The following is a 20,022-nucleotide window of genomic DNA, read 5'->3' on the forward strand; positions in this document are numbered from 1 at the left end:
GCCCATGACTCAGACACCCACACGACCGCAGGCGAGCGCCCGGTTCACGGTCCCGGCCAAGCACCCCATGGTGACGGTCCTGGGCTCCGGGGATGCGCTGCTGCGCGTGATCGAAAATGCCTTCCCGTCGACGGACATCCACGTACGGGGCAATGAAGTCAGCGCGACGGGGGATGCGCGCGAAGTAGCCCTCGTTCAGCGCTTGTTCGACGAAATGATGCTGGTGCTCCGGACAGGTGCGCCGATGACGGAGGACGCGGTGGAACGATCGATCGCCATGCTGCGCGATGTGGAAGGCCAGGCGGAGACCCCCGCCGAAGTCCTCACCCAGAACATCCTCTCCAGCCGCGGCCGCACCATCCGCCCCAAGACGCTCAACCAGAAGCGCTACGTCGACGCGATCGACAAGCACACGGTCGTCTTCGGCATCGGCCCCGCCGGCACCGGCAAGACGTACCTGGCCATGGCGAAGGCGGTCCAGGCCCTGCAGTCCAAGCAGGTCAACCGCATCATCCTGACCCGGCCGGCCGTCGAGGCGGGCGAGCGGCTCGGCTTCCTGCCCGGCACGCTCTACGAGAAGATCGACCCCTACCTGCGCCCGCTCTACGACGCGCTGCACGACATGCTCGACCCCGACTCCATCCCGCGCCTGATGGCCGCGGGCACGATCGAGGTCGCGCCGCTCGCATACATGCGTGGCAGAACCCTGAATGACGCCTTCATCATCCTCGACGAGGCCCAGAACACCAGCCCCGAGCAGATGAAGATGTTCCTCACCCGGCTCGGCTTCGACTCCAAGATCGTGATCACGGGTGACATCACCCAGATCGACCTGCCCGGCGGCACCAAGAGCGGTCTGCGCCAGGTGCGGGAGATCCTCGATGGCGTCCAGGACGTCCATTTCTCCATGCTGACCAGCCAGGACGTCGTACGGCACAAGCTGGTCGGCCGTATTGTCGACGCGTACGAGCAGTACGACAGCCGCAACGGAAAGTAAGTCGCGTAAACCCATGTCAATCGACGTCAACAACGAATCCGGCACCGACATCGACGAGCAGGCCGTCCTCGACGTCGCCCGCTACGCGCTGGCCCGGATGCGCATCCACCCGCTCTCCGAACTCTCGGTCATCGTTGTCGACGCCGACGCCATGGAGCAGCTCCACATCCAGTGGATGGACCTCCCCGGCCCGACCGACGTGATGTCCTTCCCGATGGACGAGCTGCGACCCCCGGCCAAGGACGACGACGAGCCGCCGCAGGGTCTCCTCGGCGACATCGTGCTCTGCCCGGAGGTCGCGAAGAAGCAGGGCGAGGAGGCGCCGACGGGCCACTCCATGGACGAGGAGCTCCAGCTCCTGACCGTCCACGGCGTGCTCCACCTCCTCGGCTACGACCACGAGGAGCCGGACGAGAAGGCCGAGATGTTCGGCCTCCAGGCCGCGATCATCGACGGCTGGCGCGCCGAGCGCGGCATCGAGGGCCCCTCCCCGGCGCCCACGTTCACGTGACCGGCCTGATCGCGGCCGCGGTCCTGCTGCTCGTCGTCGCCTGGCTCGCCGCCTGCGCCGAGGCCGGGCTCGCCCGCACCACGCGCTTCCGCGCGGAGGAGGCGCTGCGTTCGGGCCGGCGCGGCAGCGCCCGCCTGATGGCGGTCGCGGCCGACCCGACCCGCTATCTGAACGTGGCGCTGCTGGTGCGGGTCGCCTGCGAGATGGCGGCGGGGGTGTTCGTCACCTACGTCTGCCTGGAGTCCTTCGACGCCACCTGGCAGGCGCTGACCGTCGCCATCGCGGTGATGGTCCTGGTGTCGTACGTGGCCGTCGGCGTCTCCCCGCGCACCATCGGCCGCCAGCACCCGCTGGGCACGGCCACGGCGGCGGCGTACGTCCTGCTGCCGCTGGCCCGGGTGATGGGCCCGGTGCCCCGGCTGCTGATCCTGCTGGGCAACGCCCTCACCCCCGGCAAGGGCTTCCGCATGGGCCCGTTCGCCTCCGAGGCGGAGCTGCGGTCCATGGTGGACCTCGCCGAGAAGGAGTCGCTGATCGAGGACGAGGAGCGCCGCATGGTGCACTCGGTCTTCGAGCTCGGCGACACCCTCGTCCGCGAGGTGATGGTGCCCCGCACCGACCTGGTGGTCATAGAGCGCGGCAAGACCATCCGGCAGGCCCTGACGCTGGCGCTGCGCTCGGGCTTCTCGCGGATCCCGGTGACCGGCGAGAACGAGGACGACGTCGTCGGCGTCGTCTACCTCAAGGACCTCGTCCGCAAGACGCACATCAGCCGGGACGCGGAGGGCGAGCTGGTCTCCACGGCCATGCGGCCCGCGGTGTTCGTGCCCGACACCAAGAACGCGGGGGACCTGCTGCGGGAGATGCAGCAGCAGCGCAACCACTGCGCGGTCGTGATCGACGAGTACGGCGGCACGGCGGGCATCGTCACCATCGAGGACATCCTCGAAGAGATCGTCGGCGAGATCACCGACGAGTACGACCGGGAGCTGCCGCCGGTGGAGGAGCTCGGCGGCGGGCGCTACCGCGTCACGGCCCGGCTGGACATCGGCGACCTCGGCGAGCTCTACGGCCTGGAGCTGGACGACGAGGACGTGGAGACCGTGGGCGGTCTGCTTGCCAAGTCGCTGGGCCGGGTGCCCATCGCCGGAGCCACGGCCGAGGTCGGCCTCGCCGAGCTGGGCTCGGATGCGGACGCGGCCGTCGCCGCGCTGAAGCTGACGGCCGAATCGGCGGCGGGACGGCGGAACCGGATCGTCACGGTCCTGGTGGAGCCAGTGCCGGGCAAGCCCGACGGCGTGGTCTGACAGCTGTTTACGACCACTCGGGGGAAAGCCGGCCCGCGGCGTGAATGCCCCGACCCCTTCGGGGAACCCACGCACAATGCAGGTGCTCAGAAGAGTTCTCGCCGCGGCCGGCCGGCCCTTGCTGGCCTCGTCGTTCGTCTCCAGCGGGCTGCAGACGATGCGGCACCCCGAGATCCTCGCGCCCGTCGCGGCCCCGGTCGCGCTGGCCATCGCCGAGCGTGTGCCGGGGCTGCCGCGGGACGCCGTGCGGCTGGTGCGGATCAACGGGGCGGTGCACGTCGGTGGCGGGGTGCTGCTCGCGGCCGGGCGGCTGCCGCGGCTCGCCGCCTTGATACTGGCCGCGAGCCTGGTGCCCACCACCGTGGCCGGGCACCCCTTCTGGACGGAGGGCGACCCGGGCAAGCGCCTCCAGCAGAAGATCCACTTCTTCAAGAACCTCTCGATCTTCGGCGGCCTGCTGGTCGCGGCCGCCGTGCACGAGGAGCGACCCCGATGAGCGAGTTCGAACGTTCGCGCGCCATGCCCGCGCTGCCCGAGGTGGTCTACGACCAGGCCTGCGACCTGCGGCGGCTGGAGGCCTGGCTGCCCAGGGACCTGCACGTGCGGCAGGAGGACCCGCCCGCGGTCACCGTCCACGAGGACCGCACGGGCGAGGACGCCGCCGCCATGGTGCGGCTCCAGAAGGACCGGCTGCGGATGGAGTGGGGCACCCGCGAGACCGGCCGCTACGCGGGATGGCTGGAGGTCACCGGCACCGGCAGCGGTGCCAGCACGGTGACCGTGCACCTGTCGTTCTTCGACGAGTCCCACGCCCCTTCGGACGGTTCCGTCGAGGACGCCCTGGAGAAGAGCCTGGACCGGCTGGCGGAACAGGTCCGGCTCCGGGCCGACGCCCCCGAGGGACCGGGCTGACAGAGCTCAGCCCGCCCGTCCCGCCCGGCCGCGCAGCCCGACGGCCAGCAGGACGGCCACCACCGCCACGATCGCCGCGTCGACACCCAGGCCCAGCTTGATGCCGCCCAGGGTGGCCTCGGCGAAGCCCGCCCCGCCGTCCTGGAGGGAGGCGATCCGCGCCGAGGACAGGGCGCTCAGCAGCGGGATGCCGATGGTCATGCCGACCTGCTGCGAGCTGGTGACCAGGCCCGTGGCCAGCCCCTGCTCGTGGTCGGGCAGCCCCGAGGTGGCGGTGACGCCGTAGGCGACGATCGCCCACAGGTGCCCGAGGCAGCCCAGCGCGGCGCCGGCCAGGGCCAGCCAGGCGCCCGAATGCCGCCCGAGACCCAGCAGCGCGGCGGTGCACACCGCCTGGATCAGCATGCCGGTGACCAGCGTGTTGCGGGCCCCGATGCGCCCGATGACCCGGGGCGCGACGGCCCCCGCCAGCGCGGCCACCACGCCCTGCCCGCCGAAGACCAGGCCGGTGCGGAACGCCGAGAGCTCCAGCACCTCCTGCAGGTACAGGGTGAGCAGGAAGATGACCGTGCTCATCATCGCGAAGGTGACCAGCCCGCCCAGGTTCCCCCAGGCGACCGTGCGCCGCCGCAGCATCGGCAGCGACACCAGCGGCTCGGCGGCCCGCGACTCGATGACGACGAACGCCGCCAGCAGCCCCACACCGGCGATCAGGCCGACGATGACGTCCGTACCGCCGAAGCCGTGCTGCGCGGCGGTCGACAGGGCGTAGATCAGCGCCAGCAGCCCGCCGGTCACGGTGGCGGCGCCCGGCACGTCCATCCTCGGCCGCTCCGGACGGCGGGACTCGGTCAGCAGGCCGGGGGCCAGCGCCAGGACGACGGAGCCCGCCACGGCCAGCAGCCCCATCGTCGAGCGCCAGCCCAGCGCGTCGGTCATCACACCGCCCAGCAGCATGCCGATGGTGAAGCCCAGCGACATCACGGTGCCGCTGATGCCCAGCGCCCGCTCGCGCTGCGGGCCCTCGGTGAAGGTGGTGGTGAGCAGCGACATCCCGGTGGGCACGATCACCGCCGCGCCCAGCCCCTGCAGGACCCGCCCGGCCAGGAAGGAGGCGGGGTCCCAGGCGAGCGTGGCGAGCACCGACGCCGCCGTGAAGGCGGCAAGCCCGGTCAGGAACAGCTTGCGCCGCCCGTACAGGTCGGCGATCCGGCCGAAGAGCAGCAGGAAACCGCCCGACGGCAGCGCGAAGGCGGTGACCGCCCACTGCAGGTCGGCCTGGCCCATCCCCAGGTCCTTGCCGAGGTCGGGCAGCGCGACGTTCAGGATGGAGAAGTCGAGCGCGATGATGAACTGTGCCGCGCAGAGCACCAGCAGGATGAGCTTCGCGCGGCCGGACAGGTGGGTTGCCGCTTGTGGCGGGGCCGAAGTGACGGGGGATGAGGTGTCGATCGCCATGGTCAACACCTTCGGCCGTCCGGAACACCCGTGGGGAGATGCTGTTTATGGTGGTGGTCGCACCACCAGGCAGGGACGAGGGGGAAGCTTGACGACCGCATCACCGGCCCGCAGCGCCGGGGCGCGCCGCCGCCAGGAGCTGCGCGACTTCCTGATGAGCCGCCGGGCCCGGGTCAGCCCGGCCGACGCGGGCCTGCCGGACGGCGGCGGCCGCCGCCGCACCCCGGGCCTGCGCCGCGAGGAGGTCGCCGTCCTCGCCGGGGTGGGCGCCAGTTGGTATCAGTGGCTGGAGCAGGGCCGCGACATCACCGTCTCGCCGCAGGTGCTCGACTCGGTGGCGCGCGTGCTCAGGCTGGACGAAATGGAGCGCCGCCATCTGTACGTCCTGGCCGGGCTGAACCCGCCGCTGCCGCAGACCGCCGAGTACGACCCGGAGTACCTGTGCGCGGGGCTGCACCGGCTGATCGACGCCTGGATGCCGCTCCCCTCGCACATCATGGACCCCTACTGGAACATCGTCGGCTACAACGAATCGGCCGCCCTGGTCATGGGTTTCCGCCCCGAGACCCGGCAGAACTGTCTGATCACCTTCTTCACCGACCCCGTCTACCGTTCCCGCGCCCGCAACTGGGAGGCCAACGCCGGCCGCGTCGTCGCCCAGTTCCGCGCCGCATGGTCCGAGCGGCCGGACGACGAGGGCTTCGGCCTGATCGTCGAGGAACTCTCCGGGGAGAGCGAGGAGTTCACCGACCTCTGGGCCCGGGGCGATGTGGTGCCGGGCGGCCAGCTGGTCAAGGAGATGCAGCATCCGCTGGTGGGCACCCTGGCCTTCGAGTCCACCCACCTGCGCGTCCCGGCCCGGCCGGACCTGACGATCGTCATGCACAACCCCGTCGGTGACACCGACACCGCGGCGAAGGTGGAGTGGCTGACCTCTCCCGAGGGCCGGCGGGGCGGCATGTACTCGGTGGCCGGCTGAGGGCGGGCCGCGGCGCGCGCCTATGCTCCGGGTATGACCGACAACACCGCGCTCGGCCCCGAGGACCGCAAGCTCATCACGCTCGCCCGCGCCACTCGCGCCCGCAACGCCGTGCCGGAGGGCGCGGCCGTGCGCGACGAGACGGGGCGCACCTACGTCGCCGGGACCGTCGGCCTGGCCTCGCTGCGGCTCAGCGCGCTGCAGACCGCGGTGGCGATGGCGGTGGCCGGCGGTGCGAAGTCGCTGGAGGCGGCCGCGGTCGTCTCCGAGGCGTCCTCGGTCGCGGACGCGGACCGCGCGGCCGTACGGGACCTGGGCGGGCCGGACACCCCGGTGCTGCTCGCCGGGACGGACGGCACCCCGGGCCCGGTGGTCACGGCGGGCTGAGGGCCGGGCGGCCCCTGCTGGTCGGCGGGTGCCGGTGGATCGGGGAGAATATGGGGCATGGATAGAGCTTCCTCCCCCTCCCAGGCCCCTCACCGCGCGGGCTTCGCGTGCTTCGTCGGCCGCCCCAACGCGGGCAAGTCGACCCTGACCAACGCGCTGGTGGGGACGAAGGTCGCGATCACCTCCAACCGGCCGCAGACCACCCGGCACACCGTGCGCGGCATCGTGCACCGGCCGGACGCCCAGCTCGTGCTGGTGGACACCCCCGGTCTGCACAAGCCGCGCACCCTGCTGGGCGAGCGGCTCAACGACGTCGTGCGCACCACCTGGGCCGAGGTCGACGTGATCGGCTTCTGCCTGCCCGCCGACCAGAAGCTCGGTCCGGGCGACCGCTTCATCGCGAGCGAGCTCGCGGGCATCAAGAAGACGCCGAAGATCGCCATCGTCACCAAGACGGACCTGGTCGACTCCAAGACGCTCGCCGAGCAGCTGATCGCCATCCAGCAGCTGGGCGAGGAGCTGGGCATCCAGTGGGCGGAGATCGTCCCGGTCTCGGCCGTGGGCGACAAGCAGGTCTCCCTGCTGGCGGACCTGATCGCGCCGATGCTGCCGGAGAGCCCGCCGCTCTACCCCGAGGGCGACCTGACCGACGAGCCGGAGCAGGTCATGGTGGCCGAGTTGATCCGCGAGGCCGCCCTGGAGGGCGTCCGCGACGAGCTGCCGCACTCCATCGCCGTGGTGGTCGAGGAGATGCTGCCCCGCGAGGACCGCCCCAAGGACAAGCCGCTCCTCGACATCCACGCCAACCTCTACATCGAGCGCCCCAGCCAGAAGGGCATCATCATCGGCCCCAAGGGCGCCCGCCTCAAAGAGGTCGGCATGAAGTCCCGCAAGCACATCGAGGCACTGCTCGGTACCCCGGTCTACCTCGATCTGCATGTGAAGGTCGCGAAGGACTGGCAGCGGGACCCGAAGCAGCTGCGGAAGCTGGGATTCTAAGCCGGAAAGAGGGGCTTACGCGCCTTCTTTGAGCACTGTGCGGATCAGTTCGCGCTGTTCCTGGGTGAGGTGGGGGTCCGCGAGGTGGACCGAGCGGCCGTCCACGTCGATGACGTAGCGGAAGCCGTCCGGCACGCCCCTGGACCCGCTCTCCCGGCCGGGCGCGAGCGCCCGGTGGGCGAGGGCCTCCAGGTGCGTCGCGTCGGGCCGGCCGCAGGTGTCCAGCTCGGCCCGGCGCTCGATGCCGGCGAAACCGCCGGTACGGGTGATGACGATACGCATGGGGTCATCCCTACCCCGCCCGCACCGCTCTACGGGTGCCTATGCCGCGGCCACCCCCACCTGGCTCCAGGCCTTGAGCACGGACTGGGCCGCGTCGCCGTCGCCGTAGAGGGTCCGGGCCGTGGCCACGGTCAGCCGGGCGAACTCCGCGAAGTCGGCTGTGCTGCGCAGCTGCCCGCCGGTCAGGGTGTCGTACCAGATCTTTCCGGCGCGGTCCCAGGCGTTGCCGCCGAGGGCGGTGGCCAGCAGGTAGAAGGCGTGGTTCGGGATGCCGGAATTGATGTGGACGCCGCCGTTGTCGCGGTTGGTGCGCACGAAGTCGTCCATGGTGGCGGGCTGCGGGTCCTTGCCCAGCACGGGGTCGTTGTAGGCGGTACCCGGGGACTTCATGGAGCGCAGGGCGGTGCCGGCGACGTGCGGGGCGAGCAGGCCGGAGCCGATGAGCCAGTCGGCCCGGTCGGCGGTCTGGCCGAGGGCGTACTGCTTGATCAGTGAGCCGAAGACGTCGGAAACGGACTCGTTGAGCGCCCCGGACTGGCCGTAGTACTCCAGGTTGGCCGTGTGCTGGGTGACGCCGTGGGTCAGTTCGTGGCCGATGACGTCCACGGGGAGGGTGAAGTCGAGGAAGAGGTCGCCGTCCCCGTCGCCGAAGACCATCTGCTCGCCGTCCCAGAAGGCGTTGTCGTACTTCTGGCCGTAGTGGACGGAGGCGTTCAGCGGCATTCCCGAGCCGTCGATGGAGTGCCGGCCGTACACCTTGAAGTAGAAGTCGAACGTGGCGCCGAGCCCGGCGTTGGCACGGTTGACCGTCGCGTCCTTGGAGGGCGCGGCTCCTTCGGTGTGCACCTTGGCGCCGGGCAGCTGCTCCACGTGCCCGGAGTCGAAGATCGTGCGCTGCGGCTTCTCGGAGGGGGTGCCGGCGGCCGAGTCCAGCGGGCGCAGCGCGGTGACCCGGCGGCGGGTGCGCAGGGCACCGTCGTGTTCGAGGGTGCGGCGGGCGGGCTCGAAGAAGCGTGGGTCTTCGGCCTGGGCGAGCTTGTCGAGGACGTGCGGCGGCACGATGGTGCAGAAGATCTGATTCTCGGTGGGGTTCATGGCGTGCAATGTGGCATCAGCCCCGGGGGCTGTCACTCCCGGACGGCGGGATTCATGAATTTGAGTGGTCGGGTTCCTCTCCCGGCCTCCCCCAGCTACCGCTGGGGGTGCCCCCGTTCCGCATGCTGGAACGGTCCGCCGCGTCCCGTCCGCCTCGGCTAAGGTGCGATGCACCATGCGTGATGTGCTGCTTCTCCTTAGCCGCCGCGGCGAGGGCCTGTAGTCGTAGGCCGACCCCCTCTCCGCGGAGTCCGGTGCTGCGGCGATCCCGCTTCCGAGCAGCCCCCCGTCGGCCGTCCCCCGTGGATACCCCAGGAGCCTGCGCAGATGCCCGAGATCTCCCAGTCCGTCGGCCGCCCCACGCCCCTCACCGCGGCCACCGTCACCCAGCGGCCCTCCGGAATGCCGGTGCACAAGTACCGCCCGTACGAGGCGGTGGACATCCCCGGCCGCACCTGGCCGGACAACCGCATCACCGCCGCCCCCCGCTGGCTCTCCACCGACCTGCGCGACGGCAACCAGGCGCTGATCGACCCGATGTCGCCGGCCCGCAAGCGCGAGATGTTCGACCTGCTGGTCCGCATGGGCTACAAGGAGATCGAGGTCGGCTTCCCCTCCTCCGGGGCCACCGACTTCGACTTCGTACGGTCGATCATCGAAGAGGACGCCATCCCCGAGGACGTGACGATCTCCGTCCTCACCCAGGCGCGCGAAGAGCTGATCGAGCGCACGGTGGAGTCGCTGCGCGGCGCCCCCCGGGCCACCGTCCACCTCTACAACGCCACCGCGCCGGTCTTCCGGCGGGTGGTCTTCCGCGGCTCGCGCGAGCAGGTCAGGCAGATCGCGGTCGACGGCACCCGGCTGGTCGTCGAGTACGCCGAGAAGATCCTCGGCGACGAGACGGTCTTCGGCTACCAGTACAGCCCGGAGATCTTCACCGACACCGAGCTGGACTTCGCCCTGGAGGTCTGCGAGGGCGTCATGGACGTCTGGCAGCCCGAGGCCGGCCGCGAGATCATCCTGAACCTGCCGGCGACCGTCGAGCGGTCCACCCCCTCCACCCACGCCGACCGCTTCGAGTGGATGTCGCGCCACCTCTCCCGCCGCGAGCACATCTGCCTGTCGGTCCACCCGCACAACGACCGCGGCACTGCCGTGGCCGCCGCCGAGCTGGCGATCATGGCCGGGGCGGACCGGATCGAGGGCTGCCTGTTCGGCCAGGGCGAGCGCACGGGCAACGTCGACCTGGTCACCCTGGGCATGAACCTCTTCTCCCAGGGCGTCGACCCGCAGATCGACTTCTCGCAGATCGACGAGGTCCGCCGCACCGCCGAGTACTGCAACCAGATGGAGGTCCACCCGCGCCACCCCTACGCGGGCGACCTGGTCTACACCGCCTTCTCCGGCTCCCACCAGGACGCCATCAAGAAGGGCTTCGAGGCGATGGCGGAGAGCGCCGCCGCCGAAGGCAAGACCGTGGACGACATCGAGTGGGCGGTCCCCTACCTGCCGATCGACCCCAAGGACGTCGGCCGCTCCTACGAGGCCGTCATCCGCGTCAACTCCCAGTCCGGCAAGGGCGGCATCGCCTACGTCCTGAAGAACGACCACAAGCTGGACCTGCCGCGCCGGATGCAGATCGAGTTCTCCAGGACCATCCAGGCCCGGACCGAGGCCGCGGGCGGCGAGGTGACCCCGCAGGAGATCTGGGCCGTCTTCCAGGACGAGTACCTGCCCACCGCCGACAACCCCTGGGGCCGGATCGCCCTGCGCTCCACCCAGACCTCCACCACCAGCGAGGGCACGGACGCGCTCACCGTCGAAGCGGTCGTCGACGGGGTCGAGACGGTGCTCACGGGCACCGGCAACGGCCCGATCTCCGCCTTCTTCGACGCCCTCGGCGCGACCGGCATCGACGCCAGGCTGCTGGACTACACCGAGCACACCATGAGCGAGGGGGCCAGCGCCCAGGCGGCCTCGTACATCGAGTGCGTGATCGACGGCGCGGTGCTGTGGGGCATCGGCATCGACGCCAACACGACCCGCGCCTCGATCAAGGCGGTGGTCTCGGCGGTGAACCGGGCCCATCGTCACGCACGGTAAACCGCGGGGCGATTGCACCGTCAACAACGCGCCGCCGAAAACACCGCATCCGGTGGGCTCGGCGGCGCCCTTCCCCGGCAGCCGCCCGAACTCCGCGCACGAGGTACTGACGCCGCATCACCGATGTGGCTAACATCACGTCAACGCGGCGACGAGGCCGCGGCGTTAGGGAGGTGCGCCGTGATGCACGCGCAAGGCCGACACAGCCCGGACCGGCGTGTGGTGGGCGTACGCACCGTATGGCGCACGGTCGGTGACGGCGAGTTCTTCTGCCCCGGCTGCGGAGGTGACCGCAACTACCACCGCCGTACGGGCCGGCGCCGCCTTGTCGTGTTCGGCGTGCCCCTGCTGCCGCGCGGCCCGGTGGGGCCGATCGTCGAGTGCACCGCCTGCCGCTGCCGCTACGCGATGGACGTCCTGGACCACCCGACGACCACCCGCTTCTCCGCGATGCTGCGCGATGCCGTGCACACGGTGGCCCTCGCCGTCCTCGCCGCGGGCGGCACCGAAGCCCGCACCGTGCGCAGGGCCGCGGTGGGCGCCGTACGGGCGGCGGGCTTCGCCGACTGCAGCGAGGAGCAGCTCGTCACACTGATCGAGGCGCTCGCCGCCGACACCGGCCGCCTCCCGGGGCGCTACGCCTCGCCGCCGGGCACCGGGCCGGGCGGCTTCGACCCCTGCGGCACCGCCCTGGCCATCGAGCTGCACGAGGCGCTGGAGCCGCTGGCCCCGCACCTGGCCCCGGCCGGGCGCGAGTCCATCCTGCTCCAGGGCGCCCGGATCGCCCTCGCGGACGGGCCCTACCGGCCCGCGGAGCGCGAGGTGCTGGCGACGGTGGGACGCGCCCTGATGCTGCGCCCGGAAGACACCGAACGGCTGCTGGCGGCGGCCCGCACGCCCTCCTGAGGGCGGCCACCGCCGGGGCCGGCTCCGGTCAGTCCTCCGGAACCGGCCTGCCGATCTGATCGCGCAGGTCGAAGCGGCGTACGAACCACGCGAAGCCGTGCGGAAGCGTCGCCGCCAGCTCCTCGCGGCGGCGCCAGGCGCCGCGCTCCTCCAGCATGACCAGCGCCTCGCGGATGTGGTCCGGGAACTCCAGGGCGTGCAGCCGCACCATCTCCAGGATCATCGACTCCGGCAGATGGGCCGTGCCGAAGCGCAGACAGTTGTGGACCATCGCGGTGCGCGCCGCGCCGACGAACGAGGCCACCTCCTCCTTGGGCTTGAACCGGTGCGTGATCTCGATGTCGGCGGTGTGCACGATCTCGGCCCCGGCCCGCCACGCCCGGACGCTGAACTCGGGCTCGAACCCGCCGTAGTGCACCATCCCCTCGTCGTAGCCGCCGAGGCGGGTGAAGAGCGCGCGCTCGACGACCGTGCCGGCCGAGGACGCGACCTGGACCTGCCGGTCATGGGGAGCGGGGTCGGGGACAGTCGTGTTCCAGCGCGTGCCCATGTACGGGACGATCAGGCGGCAGCCGTGGCCGCGCCAGGCCGAGGAGCTGTCCAGGATGGTGACGGACAGGATCCGCCCGGGGGCGAGCAGCCGCTCGGCCGCGCGGTCCCAGCCGTCGGAGAAGCGGGTGTGCGCGTCCGTCACGAACAGCACCCGGCCCCGGGCGTGCCGGGCGGCCAGGTTGCGGGCGGCGCCCACGCCGAGGTGTCGATCGGACCGGACGACCGTCGTACGGCGCCGGGCCGCAGCGTCGGTGACGCTCGGCCGTCGCTCGGGCGCCGAGCAGTCGTCCACGACGACGAACTCGACACCGTCCGGCCCGGCGGCGGCGTCCAGGGCCGAGGCGATGGTCGCCCCGGCTCTGTCGCCCTCGTCCCGCGCGGGCAGGACCACGCTGATCCCGGGCGGAGCGGCCCTCACCAGCCGAAGCCGCCGGTGATGGTGATGGTGTGCAGGGTGATCGTCGAGAGCGCGAGCCCGCCCGGCGTCCGCGGAGCCAGCTGCTCCGCCTGCGCCAGCCGGTCGTGCTCGTCGGGGGACAGGCCGAAGCGGTCGGCCAGGGCCTGGGTGTCGTCGCGCAGCTCGCGCAGGGTGGCGGGGTCCTCGGCCGCCGCCAGCATGATCTGCCGCAGTTTCTGGCTCATTCCGGGTTCCTTCCGTTGGGGCGGGCCGTCAAGTGCTGGTCCGTCGCCTGCCCGCCGGGCCGCCGGGGCCGCCAGCGCACGGTGGGGTCCAGGCGGTCGGCGTGGGAGGCGATGCGGTCGGCGTGGGGCAGCAGGTCGCGGATCATCTGCCGCAGCTCTTCGCCGATGGGGGCCGAGGGGGTGAAGCCCAGAGCGCGCAGCCGCGCGGTCTCGGGGTTGTAGTGGTGCTGCTCGGCCTCGCTGCGCGGATTGTCGACGGGCTCGATCCGCGCGGTCAGACCGCACTCCAGCGCGGCCCGGTGCACCAGCTCGGCCAGGTGCCGTACGGAGAGCACGTCCCGCAGCTGGTTGAAGACGCGGTACTCGCCGGGCTCGGGCGGATTCTCCAGGGCCAGGGTCAGGCACTGCATCGAGTCGGCCAGGGAGAGCAGGCCGCGGCGCTGGGTGCCGTTGCCGTACGGGGTGATGGGGCGGTTGATCACCGTCTGGCAGCAGAAGCGGTTGACCGAGGTGCCGAAGGCCTCGTCGTAGTCCAGCCGGCTGCTGAGCCGGGGGTCGGCGGGGCACCAGGTGCCGTAGACGACGCCCTGCATCACATCGGTGGCCCGCAGCCCCCACAGATCGCAGGCGAAGGCCACGTTCTGCGAGTCGAAGACCTTGCTCCAGTGGTACCAGGACCCCGCCTGGCGGGGGAACGGCAGCCGGTCGCGGCGGCCGCGGTACTCGACCTCGAAGAAGCCCTCGGGGATGTCCACGTCCGGGGTGCCGTACTCGCCCATGGTGCCGAGCTTGAGCAGATGGGCCTGCGGGCAGTGGTCGCGCATGGCGAACAGCAGGCTCAGGGTGCCCGTGACGTTGTTGCTCTGCACCGACTCGGCGTGCCAGAAATCGATCATCGAGTAGGGGGCCGAGGGGCACTCCGCGAGGTGCACGACGGCATCCGGGGCGAAGGCGGCCAGCGCCCGGCCCAGGGCGTCGTGATCCCGCAGGTCCAGCGGGTAGAAGGGCATGGCCGCCCCGAAGTGCTCGGTGAAGGCGGCGAGCCGCTCGGCCGGCGGGGCGATCGGGACGGCGCTCACCGAGCCCATCTGTGCCACCCAGGCCCGCCGCAGCAGGGCGTCGGCACCCCCGACGCGGTGCCCGCGGGCGGCCAGGCGCTGGGCCAGGGCCCAGCCGAGATAGCCGTCGACTCCCGCGATGAAGACGCGCATGGCCGTGCACCCCCTTCCTCCCGGATCGCTCCCGGAGGCGGTCACTCGAATGATGCCGCGAGGTCAAGGCGTATGTCGCTGAATGTCCCCCGATCGTGGGCATTACTTGATATGGGGCTTTACGGCTGTCCGATTCGGCGCTAACGCGGGTACGGGCGGCAGGTGGTGTCACACCGGTACGGGACAATGAATCGTATGAGCCTGTTCCGTGACGACGGAGTCGTCCTGCGCACCCAGAAGCTGGGCGAAGCGGACCGGATCATCACGCTGCTCACCCGCGGTCACGGCCGGGTGCGGGCCGTGGCCCGGGGCGTGCGCCGCACCAAGTCGAAGTTCGGGGCGCGCCTGGAGCCGTTCTCCCACGTCGACGTGCAGTTCTTCGCCCGGGGCGGCGAGCTCGTCGGGCGCGGGCTGCCGCTGTGCACCCAGAGCGAGACGATCGCCGCCTACGGGGGCGGGATCGTCACCGACTACGCCCGCTACACCGCGGGCACCGCGATGCTGGAGACCGCCGAGCGGTTCACCGACCACGAGGGCGAGCCCGCCGTGCAGCAGTACCTGCTGCTCGTGGGGGCGCTGCGCACGCTGGCCGCGGGCGAGCACGCCCCGCACCTGGTCCTCGACGCCTTCCTGTTGCGCTCGCTTGCCGTCAACGGCTACGCGCCCAGCTTCGGCGCCTGCGCGAAGTGCGGGATGCCCGGCCCCAACCGGTTCTTCTCGGCCGCCGCCGGAGGCGTGGTGTGCGGTGAGTGCCGGGTGCCCGGAAGCGTCGTACCCTCCTCGGAGTCGATCGAGCTCCTCGGCGCGTTGCTGACCGGGGACTGGGCGACGGCGGACGCGTGCGAGGCGCGCTACGTCCGGGAAGGCAGCGGCCTGGTGGCGGCGTATCTGCACTGGCACCTGGAGCGGGGGCTGCGTTCCCTCCGCTATGTCGAGAAGTAGTTCCACAGCAACCACCGAGGAGAAGTGGCACCCATGGCACGACGCGGGATTCTGGGCCGTTCCCGACGCGAGTACCGCACCCCCGAGCCGCACCCGTCGGGCGCTCGCCCGCCGAAGATCCCCGGCGAGCTGGTCCCCGAGCACGTGGCCATCGTCATGGACGGCAACGGCCGCTGGGCCAAGGACCGCGGCCTGCCGCGCACCGAGGGCCACAAGGTCGGCGCCGAGCGCGTGCTGGACGTCCTGCAGGGCGCGATCGAGATGGGCGTCGGGAGCATCTCCCTCTACGCCTTCTCGACCGAGAACTGGCGGCGCTCCCCGGACGAGGTGCGCTTCCTGATGAACTTCAACCGCGACTTCATCCGCAAGACCCGCGACCAGCTCGACGAGCTCGGCATCCGGGTGCGCTGGGTGGGCCGCATGCCCAAGCTGTGGCGGTCGGTGGCCAAGGAGCTCCAGATCGCGCAGGAGCAGACCAAGGACAACGACAAGCTCACGCTGTACTTCTGCATGAACTACGGCGGGCGCGCGGAGATCGCGGATGCGGCGCAGGCGCTGGCGGCCGATGTGAAGGCGGGCAGGCTCGACCCGTCGAAGGTCACGGAGAAGACCCTCGCCAAGTACCTCTACTACCCGGACATGCCGGACGTGGACCTGTTCCTGCGCCCCTCCGGCGAGCAGCGCACGTCCAACTACCTGATCTGGCAGAGCGCTTACGCCGAGATGGTCTTCCAGGACGTGCTGTGGCCCGACTTCGACCGTCGCGACCTGTGGCGAGCGTGCCTCGAATACGCCCAGCGCGACCGCCGGTTCGGCGGTGCGATTCCGAACGAGGAGCAGGTCGCGCAGGAGGCGGCCGCCGGTGAGTGACACCTTCACGGCTCCGCCCGTGGCGGAGGACGTCATGCTCGAATTCGAGCTGACCGTCGGCGACGTGCGGACCGCGATGGTCGCCCGGGGCCGCGCGGTGCGTAAAGCGCGCGTCATGAATGGGGTGCTCGTCGCCGCGGTGGTGCTGATGGCGTGGGGCCTCACCGTGGATATCGCCCGGCACGGTGTCGGCGGGGTGAGCCCCAAGAACTGGGGGGTCGCAATCTTCCTGGTCGTGCTCTGCGCCCTGCAGGTGTTCGGTCTCCAGGCGTATCTGGCGCGCGGGCGGCTGCGGCAGCACGGTCGGCGGCGGGTGACGCTGGACGCCCAGGGGGTGAGCTGCGTGGCGGAGCAGACCGCCACCGCACAGGCCTGGCCGCAGTTCGGCTGCTATCTGGAGCGGGAGAAGCTCTTCGTCCTGCTGAGCCAGGACAAGCGGTGCCTGACCGTGCTGCCCAAGCGCGGCCTCGCCGCCGCCGCCGGCGACGTCGACCGCCTCCGCGCGCTGCTGGACACGCGCCTGCCGCGCGTCCGATGACGGAACGGAACGGGTGAGGCCCCGGCAGCCGCTGGCTGCCGGGGCCTCACCCATTCGTTCCGTTACTGCTTTGCGGCGCACTCCCCGCAGGTGCCGAAGATTTCCACCGTGTGGGCGACGTCGACGAAGCCGTGCTCGTCGGCGATGGCGTCCGCCCACTTCTCCACGGCCGGGCCTTCGACCTCGACCGCCTTGCCGCAGACGCGGCAGACCAGATGGTGGTGGTGGCCGCTGGAGCAGCGGCGGTAGACCGACTCGCCCTCGCTGGTGCGCAGGACGTCGACCTCGCCCGCGTCGGCCAGCGACTGCAGGGTGCGGTAGACGGTGGTCAGGCCGACCGAGGCGCCGCGGTGCTTGAGCATGTCGTGGAGATCCTGCGCGCTGCGGAACTCGTCCACCTCGTCGAGCGCGGCCGCGACCGCGGCCCGCTGCTTGGTGGCCCGGCCGCGTACCGGGGGACCGGCGGTCGCCACAGTTGCCTCCTCAAGCTCGCCTGAACACCCATTGCACGTGTCGTCACGCCAATTGTGCCAGGTCGGCCCGGGCATTCAGACCTGCACGTCGTCGGTGGCCGGACCGGCGGGGGTCTCCTCCAACGTGCAGCGTTCGGCCGCCGCGGCCGTCTCGGCGCGCCTCTTGGCGAGCGGTGTGGCGATCATGGTGAGGACGACGAAGACGCCGATCGCCAGCAGCACGATCGTCGCGCCGGAGGGCACGTCCACGTAGTACGAGGTGACGGTGCCGGAGACGGTGACGAGGACGCCGACGGCCACGGCCATGGCGAAGGTCGTCGCGAAGCTGCGCGCGATCTGCTGCGAGGCGGCCACCGGGATCACCATCAGGGCGCTGACGAGCAGCAGGCCGACCACGCGCATGGCGACGGTGACCGTGACCGCGGCCGTGACGGCGACCAGCAGGTTCAGCAGCCGTACCGGCAGCCCGGTGACGCGGGCGAACTCCTCGTCCTGGCAGATGGCGAACAGCTGCCTGCGCAGCCCCACCGTGGTCAGGATCACAAAGGTGGCGAGGATGCAGATCGCCACGATGTCCTGCTGCGAGACGGTGGTGATGGAGCCGAAGAGGTAGGTGGTGAGGTTGGCGTTGGAGCCGCTGGAGGACAGACTCATCAGCATCACGCCGCCGGCCATGCCGCCGTAGAAGAGCATGGCGAGCGCGATGTCGCCGCGCGTCTTGCCGTACGAGCGGATGAGCTCCATCACCACCGCGCCGACGACGCAGACGGCGGTGGCCACCCACACCGGGCTGGTGTTCAGCAGGAAGCCCAGGCCGACGCCGGTGAGGGCGACGTGGCCGATGCCGTCGCCCATCAGCGCCTGGCGGCGCTGGACGAGGTAGATGCCGATGGCGGGCGCGGTGACGCCGACGAGGAAGGCGGCGAGCAGCGCCCGCTGCATGAAGGCGAGTTCGAGGATGTCCATCAGCTCAGCAGCCCTGTCCGGATCGGTTCCGCGGCCGGGTCGGCGTGCGGGTGTACGTGGTCGTGGCCGGGCAGCGCGTGCTGCCCCACGGCCTGGGGCGGGGGGCCGTCGTGGACGACGCAGCCGTCGCGCAGCACGACCGCGCGGTCGATGAGCGGCTCCAGAGGGCCCAGCTCGTGCAGCACGAGCAGGACCGTGGCGCCGCGGGCGACCTCCTCGCGCAGGGCCTTGGCGAGCACCTCCTGGCTGGCGAGGTCCACGCCGGCCATCGGCTCGTCCATGATCAGCAGTTCGGGTTCGCCGGCCAGTGCGCGGGCGATCAGCACGCGCTGGTGCTGGCCGCCGGAGAGGGCGTTCACCGAGTCCTTGATCCGGTCGGCCATGCCGACCAGCTCCAGCGCCTTGGTCACGGCCTCGCGGTCGGCCTTGCGGGTCGGCCCCAGCCCGGTGCGGGCCAGCCGCCCGGCGGAGACGACCTCGCGGACGGTGGCGGGCACCCCGCTGGCGGCCGTGGTGCGCTGGGGCACGTAGCCCACGCGGGACCAGTCGCGGAAGCGGCGGCGCGGGGTGCCGAACAGCTCCAGCTCGCCGCCGGTGAGCGGCACCTGGCCGACGACGGCCCGTACGGCCGTGGACTTGCCGGAGCCGTTGGCGCCGAGCAGGGCGACGACCTCGCCGCGGTGCACGGCCAGGTCGACGCCGCGCAGCACCGGGCGGGACCCGAGCGAGGCGGTGGCTCCGCGCAGGGATATGACGGGCTGCTCCATGACTGCCTCCGTCGTCGGTGGGTGGTTTCCGGTCACTTGGCGCCGAGCGCCTTCTGCAGGGCGACGAGGTTGGACTGCATGACCTGCAGGTAGTCGTCGCCCTTGGACTGGTCGGTGATGCCTTCGAGCGGGTCGAGGACGTCGGTGCCGACGTGCAGGTCCTTGGCCAGGGTCCGGGCCGTGGCCGGGTTGGCGATGGCCTCGAAGAAGACCGTGTTCACGTGGTGGTCCCGGGCGAGCCGGTGCAGGTCCTTCATCCGGGCGGCGCTGGGCTCGGACTCGGGGTCGAGGCCGCTGATGGCCTCCTCGGTCAGCCCGTAGCGCTCGGCGAGGTAGCCGAAGGCCGCGTGGGTGGTGACGAAGGTGTCCGAGGTGCGGTTCTTCAGCCCGTCCCGGAACTTCGCGTCGAGGTCGCCGAGCTTCTTGACCAGCGAGTCGGTGTTCTTGCGGAAGTCGGCCTCGTGCTCGGGGTCGGCCTCGGCGAGGGTCTTCTCGACGCCGCGGGCGACCTCGGCGTACTTCACCGGGTCGAGCCAGATGTGCGGGTCGTTCCCGGCCTCGTTCTCCGAGTGGGAGTGGTTGTCGCCGGTGGTGTGGTGGCGGCCGTCGACCTCGTTGCCGTGCTTCTCCATGGCGGTGAGGGAGGCCGCGTCGGCGACGTGCTTGTTCTCGGACTGCTTGATCGCCTCGTCGACGGCGGGCTGGATGCCCTTGAGGTAGACGATCGCGCCCGCTTCGGCGAGCGAGCCGGTCTGCCGGGGGGTGAGCTCCAGATCGTGCGGCTCGACGCCCGGCTTGGTCAGGTTGGTGACGCTGACGTGATCGCCGCCGATCTCCTGCGCCAGGTACTGCATGGGGTAGAACGACGCGACGACCTTGAGCTTTCCGTCCTTGGTGCGGGTGCCCGCGCCGTCGCCGGCCCCGCAGGCGGCCAGCGTCAGAAGGCCGGCGGCCGTGGCGAGTGCGACGGCGGCGGTGCGTATTCGGCGCGCGGGGAGGGTCCCGAGGGTGCCTATCGGGCGTACGTTCATGACACTCATTTTCAACAAAAATGGAAACGGTTGTCAACAAGAGATCGTCCGGGGGGTCGAGTCAAGCCAAGGCCAGAACCGATTTGGTTAGAGG

General features: G+C 71.3%; 23 protein-coding genes. 13 read left to right on the forward strand and 10 right to left on the reverse strand.

What is annotated here, in order from left to right; all coding sequences use genetic code 11:
- Positions 1–4: 4 nt before the first annotated feature.
- From FHS39_RS07710 to FHS39_RS07730, 5 genes are all read left to right on the forward strand, one after another.
- Complete coding sequence (locus tag FHS39_RS07710) at positions 5–997, forward strand: PhoH family protein (RefSeq protein ID WP_184347626.1); 993 nt, start codon at positions 5–7, stop codon at positions 995–997.
- A gap of 13 nt (positions 998–1,010) precedes the next feature.
- Positions 1,011–1,508 (forward strand): rRNA maturation RNase YbeY, encoded by a 498-nt coding sequence (ybeY, locus tag FHS39_RS07715; RefSeq protein WP_045932141.1) that lies wholly within the window; start codon positions 1,011–1,013, stop codon positions 1,506–1,508.
- On the forward strand, positions 1,505–2,815 hold the full coding sequence (locus FHS39_RS07720) for a hemolysin family protein (RefSeq protein ID WP_045932140.1): 1,311 nt from the start codon (positions 1,505–1,507) through the stop codon (positions 2,813–2,815). Before ybeY ends, FHS39_RS07720 begins: the two co-directional genes overlap by 4 nt.
- Before the next feature lie 82 nt (positions 2,816–2,897).
- On the forward strand, positions 2,898–3,311 hold the full coding sequence (locus FHS39_RS07725; protein ID WP_343069427.1) for a DoxX family membrane protein: 414 nt from the start codon (positions 2,898–2,900) through the stop codon (positions 3,309–3,311).
- Positions 3,308–3,727 carry an SRPBCC family protein gene (locus FHS39_RS07730; protein WP_184347630.1) on the forward strand — a complete coding sequence of 140 codons (420 nt, stop codon included), beginning with the start codon at positions 3,308–3,310 and terminating at the stop codon, positions 3,725–3,727. Before FHS39_RS07725 ends, FHS39_RS07730 begins: the two co-directional genes overlap by 4 nt.
- A gap of 6 nt (positions 3,728–3,733) precedes the next feature.
- Here the strand turns inward: FHS39_RS07730 and FHS39_RS07735 are convergent, their stop codons facing one another.
- Positions 3,734–5,185: an MFS transporter gene (locus tag FHS39_RS07735; RefSeq protein WP_184347632.1), complete on the reverse strand. Its 1,452-nt coding sequence runs from the start codon at positions 5,183–5,185 to the stop codon at positions 3,734–3,736.
- A 154-nt stretch (positions 5,186–5,339) separates the two neighbouring features.
- Between FHS39_RS07735 and FHS39_RS07740 the strand changes: the two genes are divergently transcribed.
- Genes FHS39_RS07740 through era form a run of 3 tightly spaced genes read left to right on the forward strand, consistent with a single transcriptional unit; the run spans position 5,340 to position 7,550 of the window.
- Positions 5,340–6,164, forward strand: coding sequence for a helix-turn-helix transcriptional regulator (locus tag FHS39_RS07740; protein ID WP_246470052.1), 825 nt, complete (start codon positions 5,340–5,342; stop codon positions 6,162–6,164).
- A 33-nt stretch (positions 6,165–6,197) separates the two neighbouring features.
- The gene (locus tag FHS39_RS07745) at positions 6,198–6,551 is read left to right on the forward strand and encodes a cytidine deaminase (protein ID WP_184347636.1); all 354 of its coding nucleotides are present in this window, start codon (positions 6,198–6,200) and stop codon (positions 6,549–6,551) included.
- 57 nt (positions 6,552–6,608) lie between these two features.
- Positions 6,609–7,550, forward strand: a complete 942-nt coding sequence (gene era / locus FHS39_RS07750; protein ID WP_184347638.1) for a GTPase Era — start codon at positions 6,609–6,611, stop codon at positions 7,548–7,550.
- A gap of 15 nt (positions 7,551–7,565) precedes the next feature.
- Here the strand turns inward: era and FHS39_RS07755 are convergent, their stop codons facing one another.
- Both FHS39_RS07755 and FHS39_RS07760 read right to left on the reverse strand, forming a co-directional pair.
- A complete protein-coding gene (locus FHS39_RS07755; protein ID WP_045932136.1) occupies positions 7,566–7,832 on the reverse strand; it encodes a protealysin inhibitor emfourin in 267 nt (88 codons plus the stop codon).
- A gap of 39 nt (positions 7,833–7,871) precedes the next feature.
- On the reverse strand, positions 7,872–8,927 hold the full coding sequence (locus tag FHS39_RS07760) for a M4 family metallopeptidase (RefSeq protein WP_184347640.1): 1,056 nt from the start codon (positions 8,925–8,927) through the stop codon (positions 7,872–7,874).
- A gap of 327 nt (positions 8,928–9,254) precedes the next feature.
- On the opposite strand from FHS39_RS07760, the gene leuA reads away from it, so the two are divergent.
- A complete protein-coding gene (gene leuA, locus FHS39_RS07765) occupies positions 9,255–11,030 on the forward strand; it encodes a 2-isopropylmalate synthase (RefSeq protein WP_184347642.1) in 1,776 nt (591 codons plus the stop codon).
- Positions 11,031–11,213: 183 nt separating this feature from the next.
- Entirely contained in the window at positions 11,214–11,936 is a 723-nt protein-coding gene (locus tag FHS39_RS07770; RefSeq protein ID WP_184347644.1) for a TerB family tellurite resistance protein, read from the forward strand.
- Positions 11,937–11,964: 28 nt separating this feature from the next.
- Here the strand turns inward: FHS39_RS07770 and FHS39_RS07775 are convergent, their stop codons facing one another.
- Genes FHS39_RS07775 through FHS39_RS07785 form a run of 3 tightly spaced genes read right to left on the reverse strand, consistent with a single transcriptional unit; the run spans position 11,965 to position 14,341 of the window.
- On the reverse strand, positions 11,965–12,906 hold the full coding sequence (locus tag FHS39_RS07775) for a glycosyltransferase (RefSeq protein WP_184347646.1): 942 nt from the start codon (positions 12,904–12,906) through the stop codon (positions 11,965–11,967).
- On the reverse strand, positions 12,903–13,130 hold the full coding sequence (locus FHS39_RS07780) for a hypothetical protein (RefSeq protein WP_184347648.1): 228 nt from the start codon (positions 13,128–13,130) through the stop codon (positions 12,903–12,905). Before FHS39_RS07780 ends, FHS39_RS07775 begins: the two co-directional genes overlap by 4 nt.
- Positions 13,127–14,341, reverse strand: coding sequence for an NAD-dependent epimerase/dehydratase family protein (locus FHS39_RS07785; RefSeq protein WP_184347650.1), 1,215 nt, complete (start codon positions 14,339–14,341; stop codon positions 13,127–13,129). Before FHS39_RS07785 ends, FHS39_RS07780 begins: the two co-directional genes overlap by 4 nt.
- A 195-nt stretch (positions 14,342–14,536) precedes the next feature.
- On the opposite strand from FHS39_RS07785, the gene recO reads away from it, so the two are divergent.
- The 3 genes from recO to FHS39_RS07800 are packed head-to-tail and all read left to right on the forward strand — an operon-like array spanning position 14,537 to position 16,691.
- On the forward strand, positions 14,537–15,283 hold the full coding sequence (recO, locus tag FHS39_RS07790) for a DNA repair protein RecO (protein WP_184347652.1): 747 nt from the start codon (positions 14,537–14,539) through the stop codon (positions 15,281–15,283).
- A gap of 33 nt (positions 15,284–15,316) precedes the next feature.
- Positions 15,317–16,153 carry an isoprenyl transferase gene (locus tag FHS39_RS07795; protein WP_184347654.1) on the forward strand — a complete coding sequence of 279 codons (837 nt, stop codon included), beginning with the start codon at positions 15,317–15,319 and terminating at the stop codon, positions 16,151–16,153.
- On the forward strand, positions 16,146–16,691 hold the full coding sequence (locus FHS39_RS07800) for a YcxB family protein (protein ID WP_184347656.1): 546 nt from the start codon (positions 16,146–16,148) through the stop codon (positions 16,689–16,691). Before FHS39_RS07795 ends, FHS39_RS07800 begins: the two co-directional genes overlap by 8 nt.
- 62 nt (positions 16,692–16,753) lie before the next feature.
- Here the strand turns inward: FHS39_RS07800 and FHS39_RS07805 are convergent, their stop codons facing one another.
- From FHS39_RS07805 to FHS39_RS07820, 4 genes are all read right to left on the reverse strand, one after another.
- Complete coding sequence (locus FHS39_RS07805; RefSeq protein ID WP_184347658.1) at positions 16,754–17,164, reverse strand: transcriptional repressor; 411 nt, start codon at positions 17,162–17,164, stop codon at positions 16,754–16,756.
- Positions 17,165–17,239: 75 nt separating this feature from the next.
- Positions 17,240–18,130: a metal ABC transporter permease gene (locus tag FHS39_RS07810; RefSeq protein WP_184347660.1), complete on the reverse strand. Its 891-nt coding sequence runs from the start codon at positions 18,128–18,130 to the stop codon at positions 17,240–17,242.
- Positions 18,130–18,897, reverse strand: coding sequence for a metal ABC transporter ATP-binding protein (locus FHS39_RS07815; protein WP_184347662.1), 768 nt, complete (start codon positions 18,895–18,897; stop codon positions 18,130–18,132). Before FHS39_RS07815 ends, FHS39_RS07810 begins: the two co-directional genes overlap by 1 nt.
- 32 nt (positions 18,898–18,929) lie before the next feature.
- Positions 18,930–19,928, reverse strand: coding sequence for a metal ABC transporter substrate-binding protein (locus tag FHS39_RS07820; protein WP_246469986.1), 999 nt, complete (start codon positions 19,926–19,928; stop codon positions 18,930–18,932).
- Positions 19,929–20,022 lie beyond the last annotated feature (94 nt).

This window comes from Streptomyces olivoverticillatus, from assembly GCF_014203555.1.
Classification (GTDB): Bacteria; Actinomycetota; Actinomycetes; order Streptomycetales; family Streptomycetaceae; genus Streptomyces; species Streptomyces olivoverticillatus.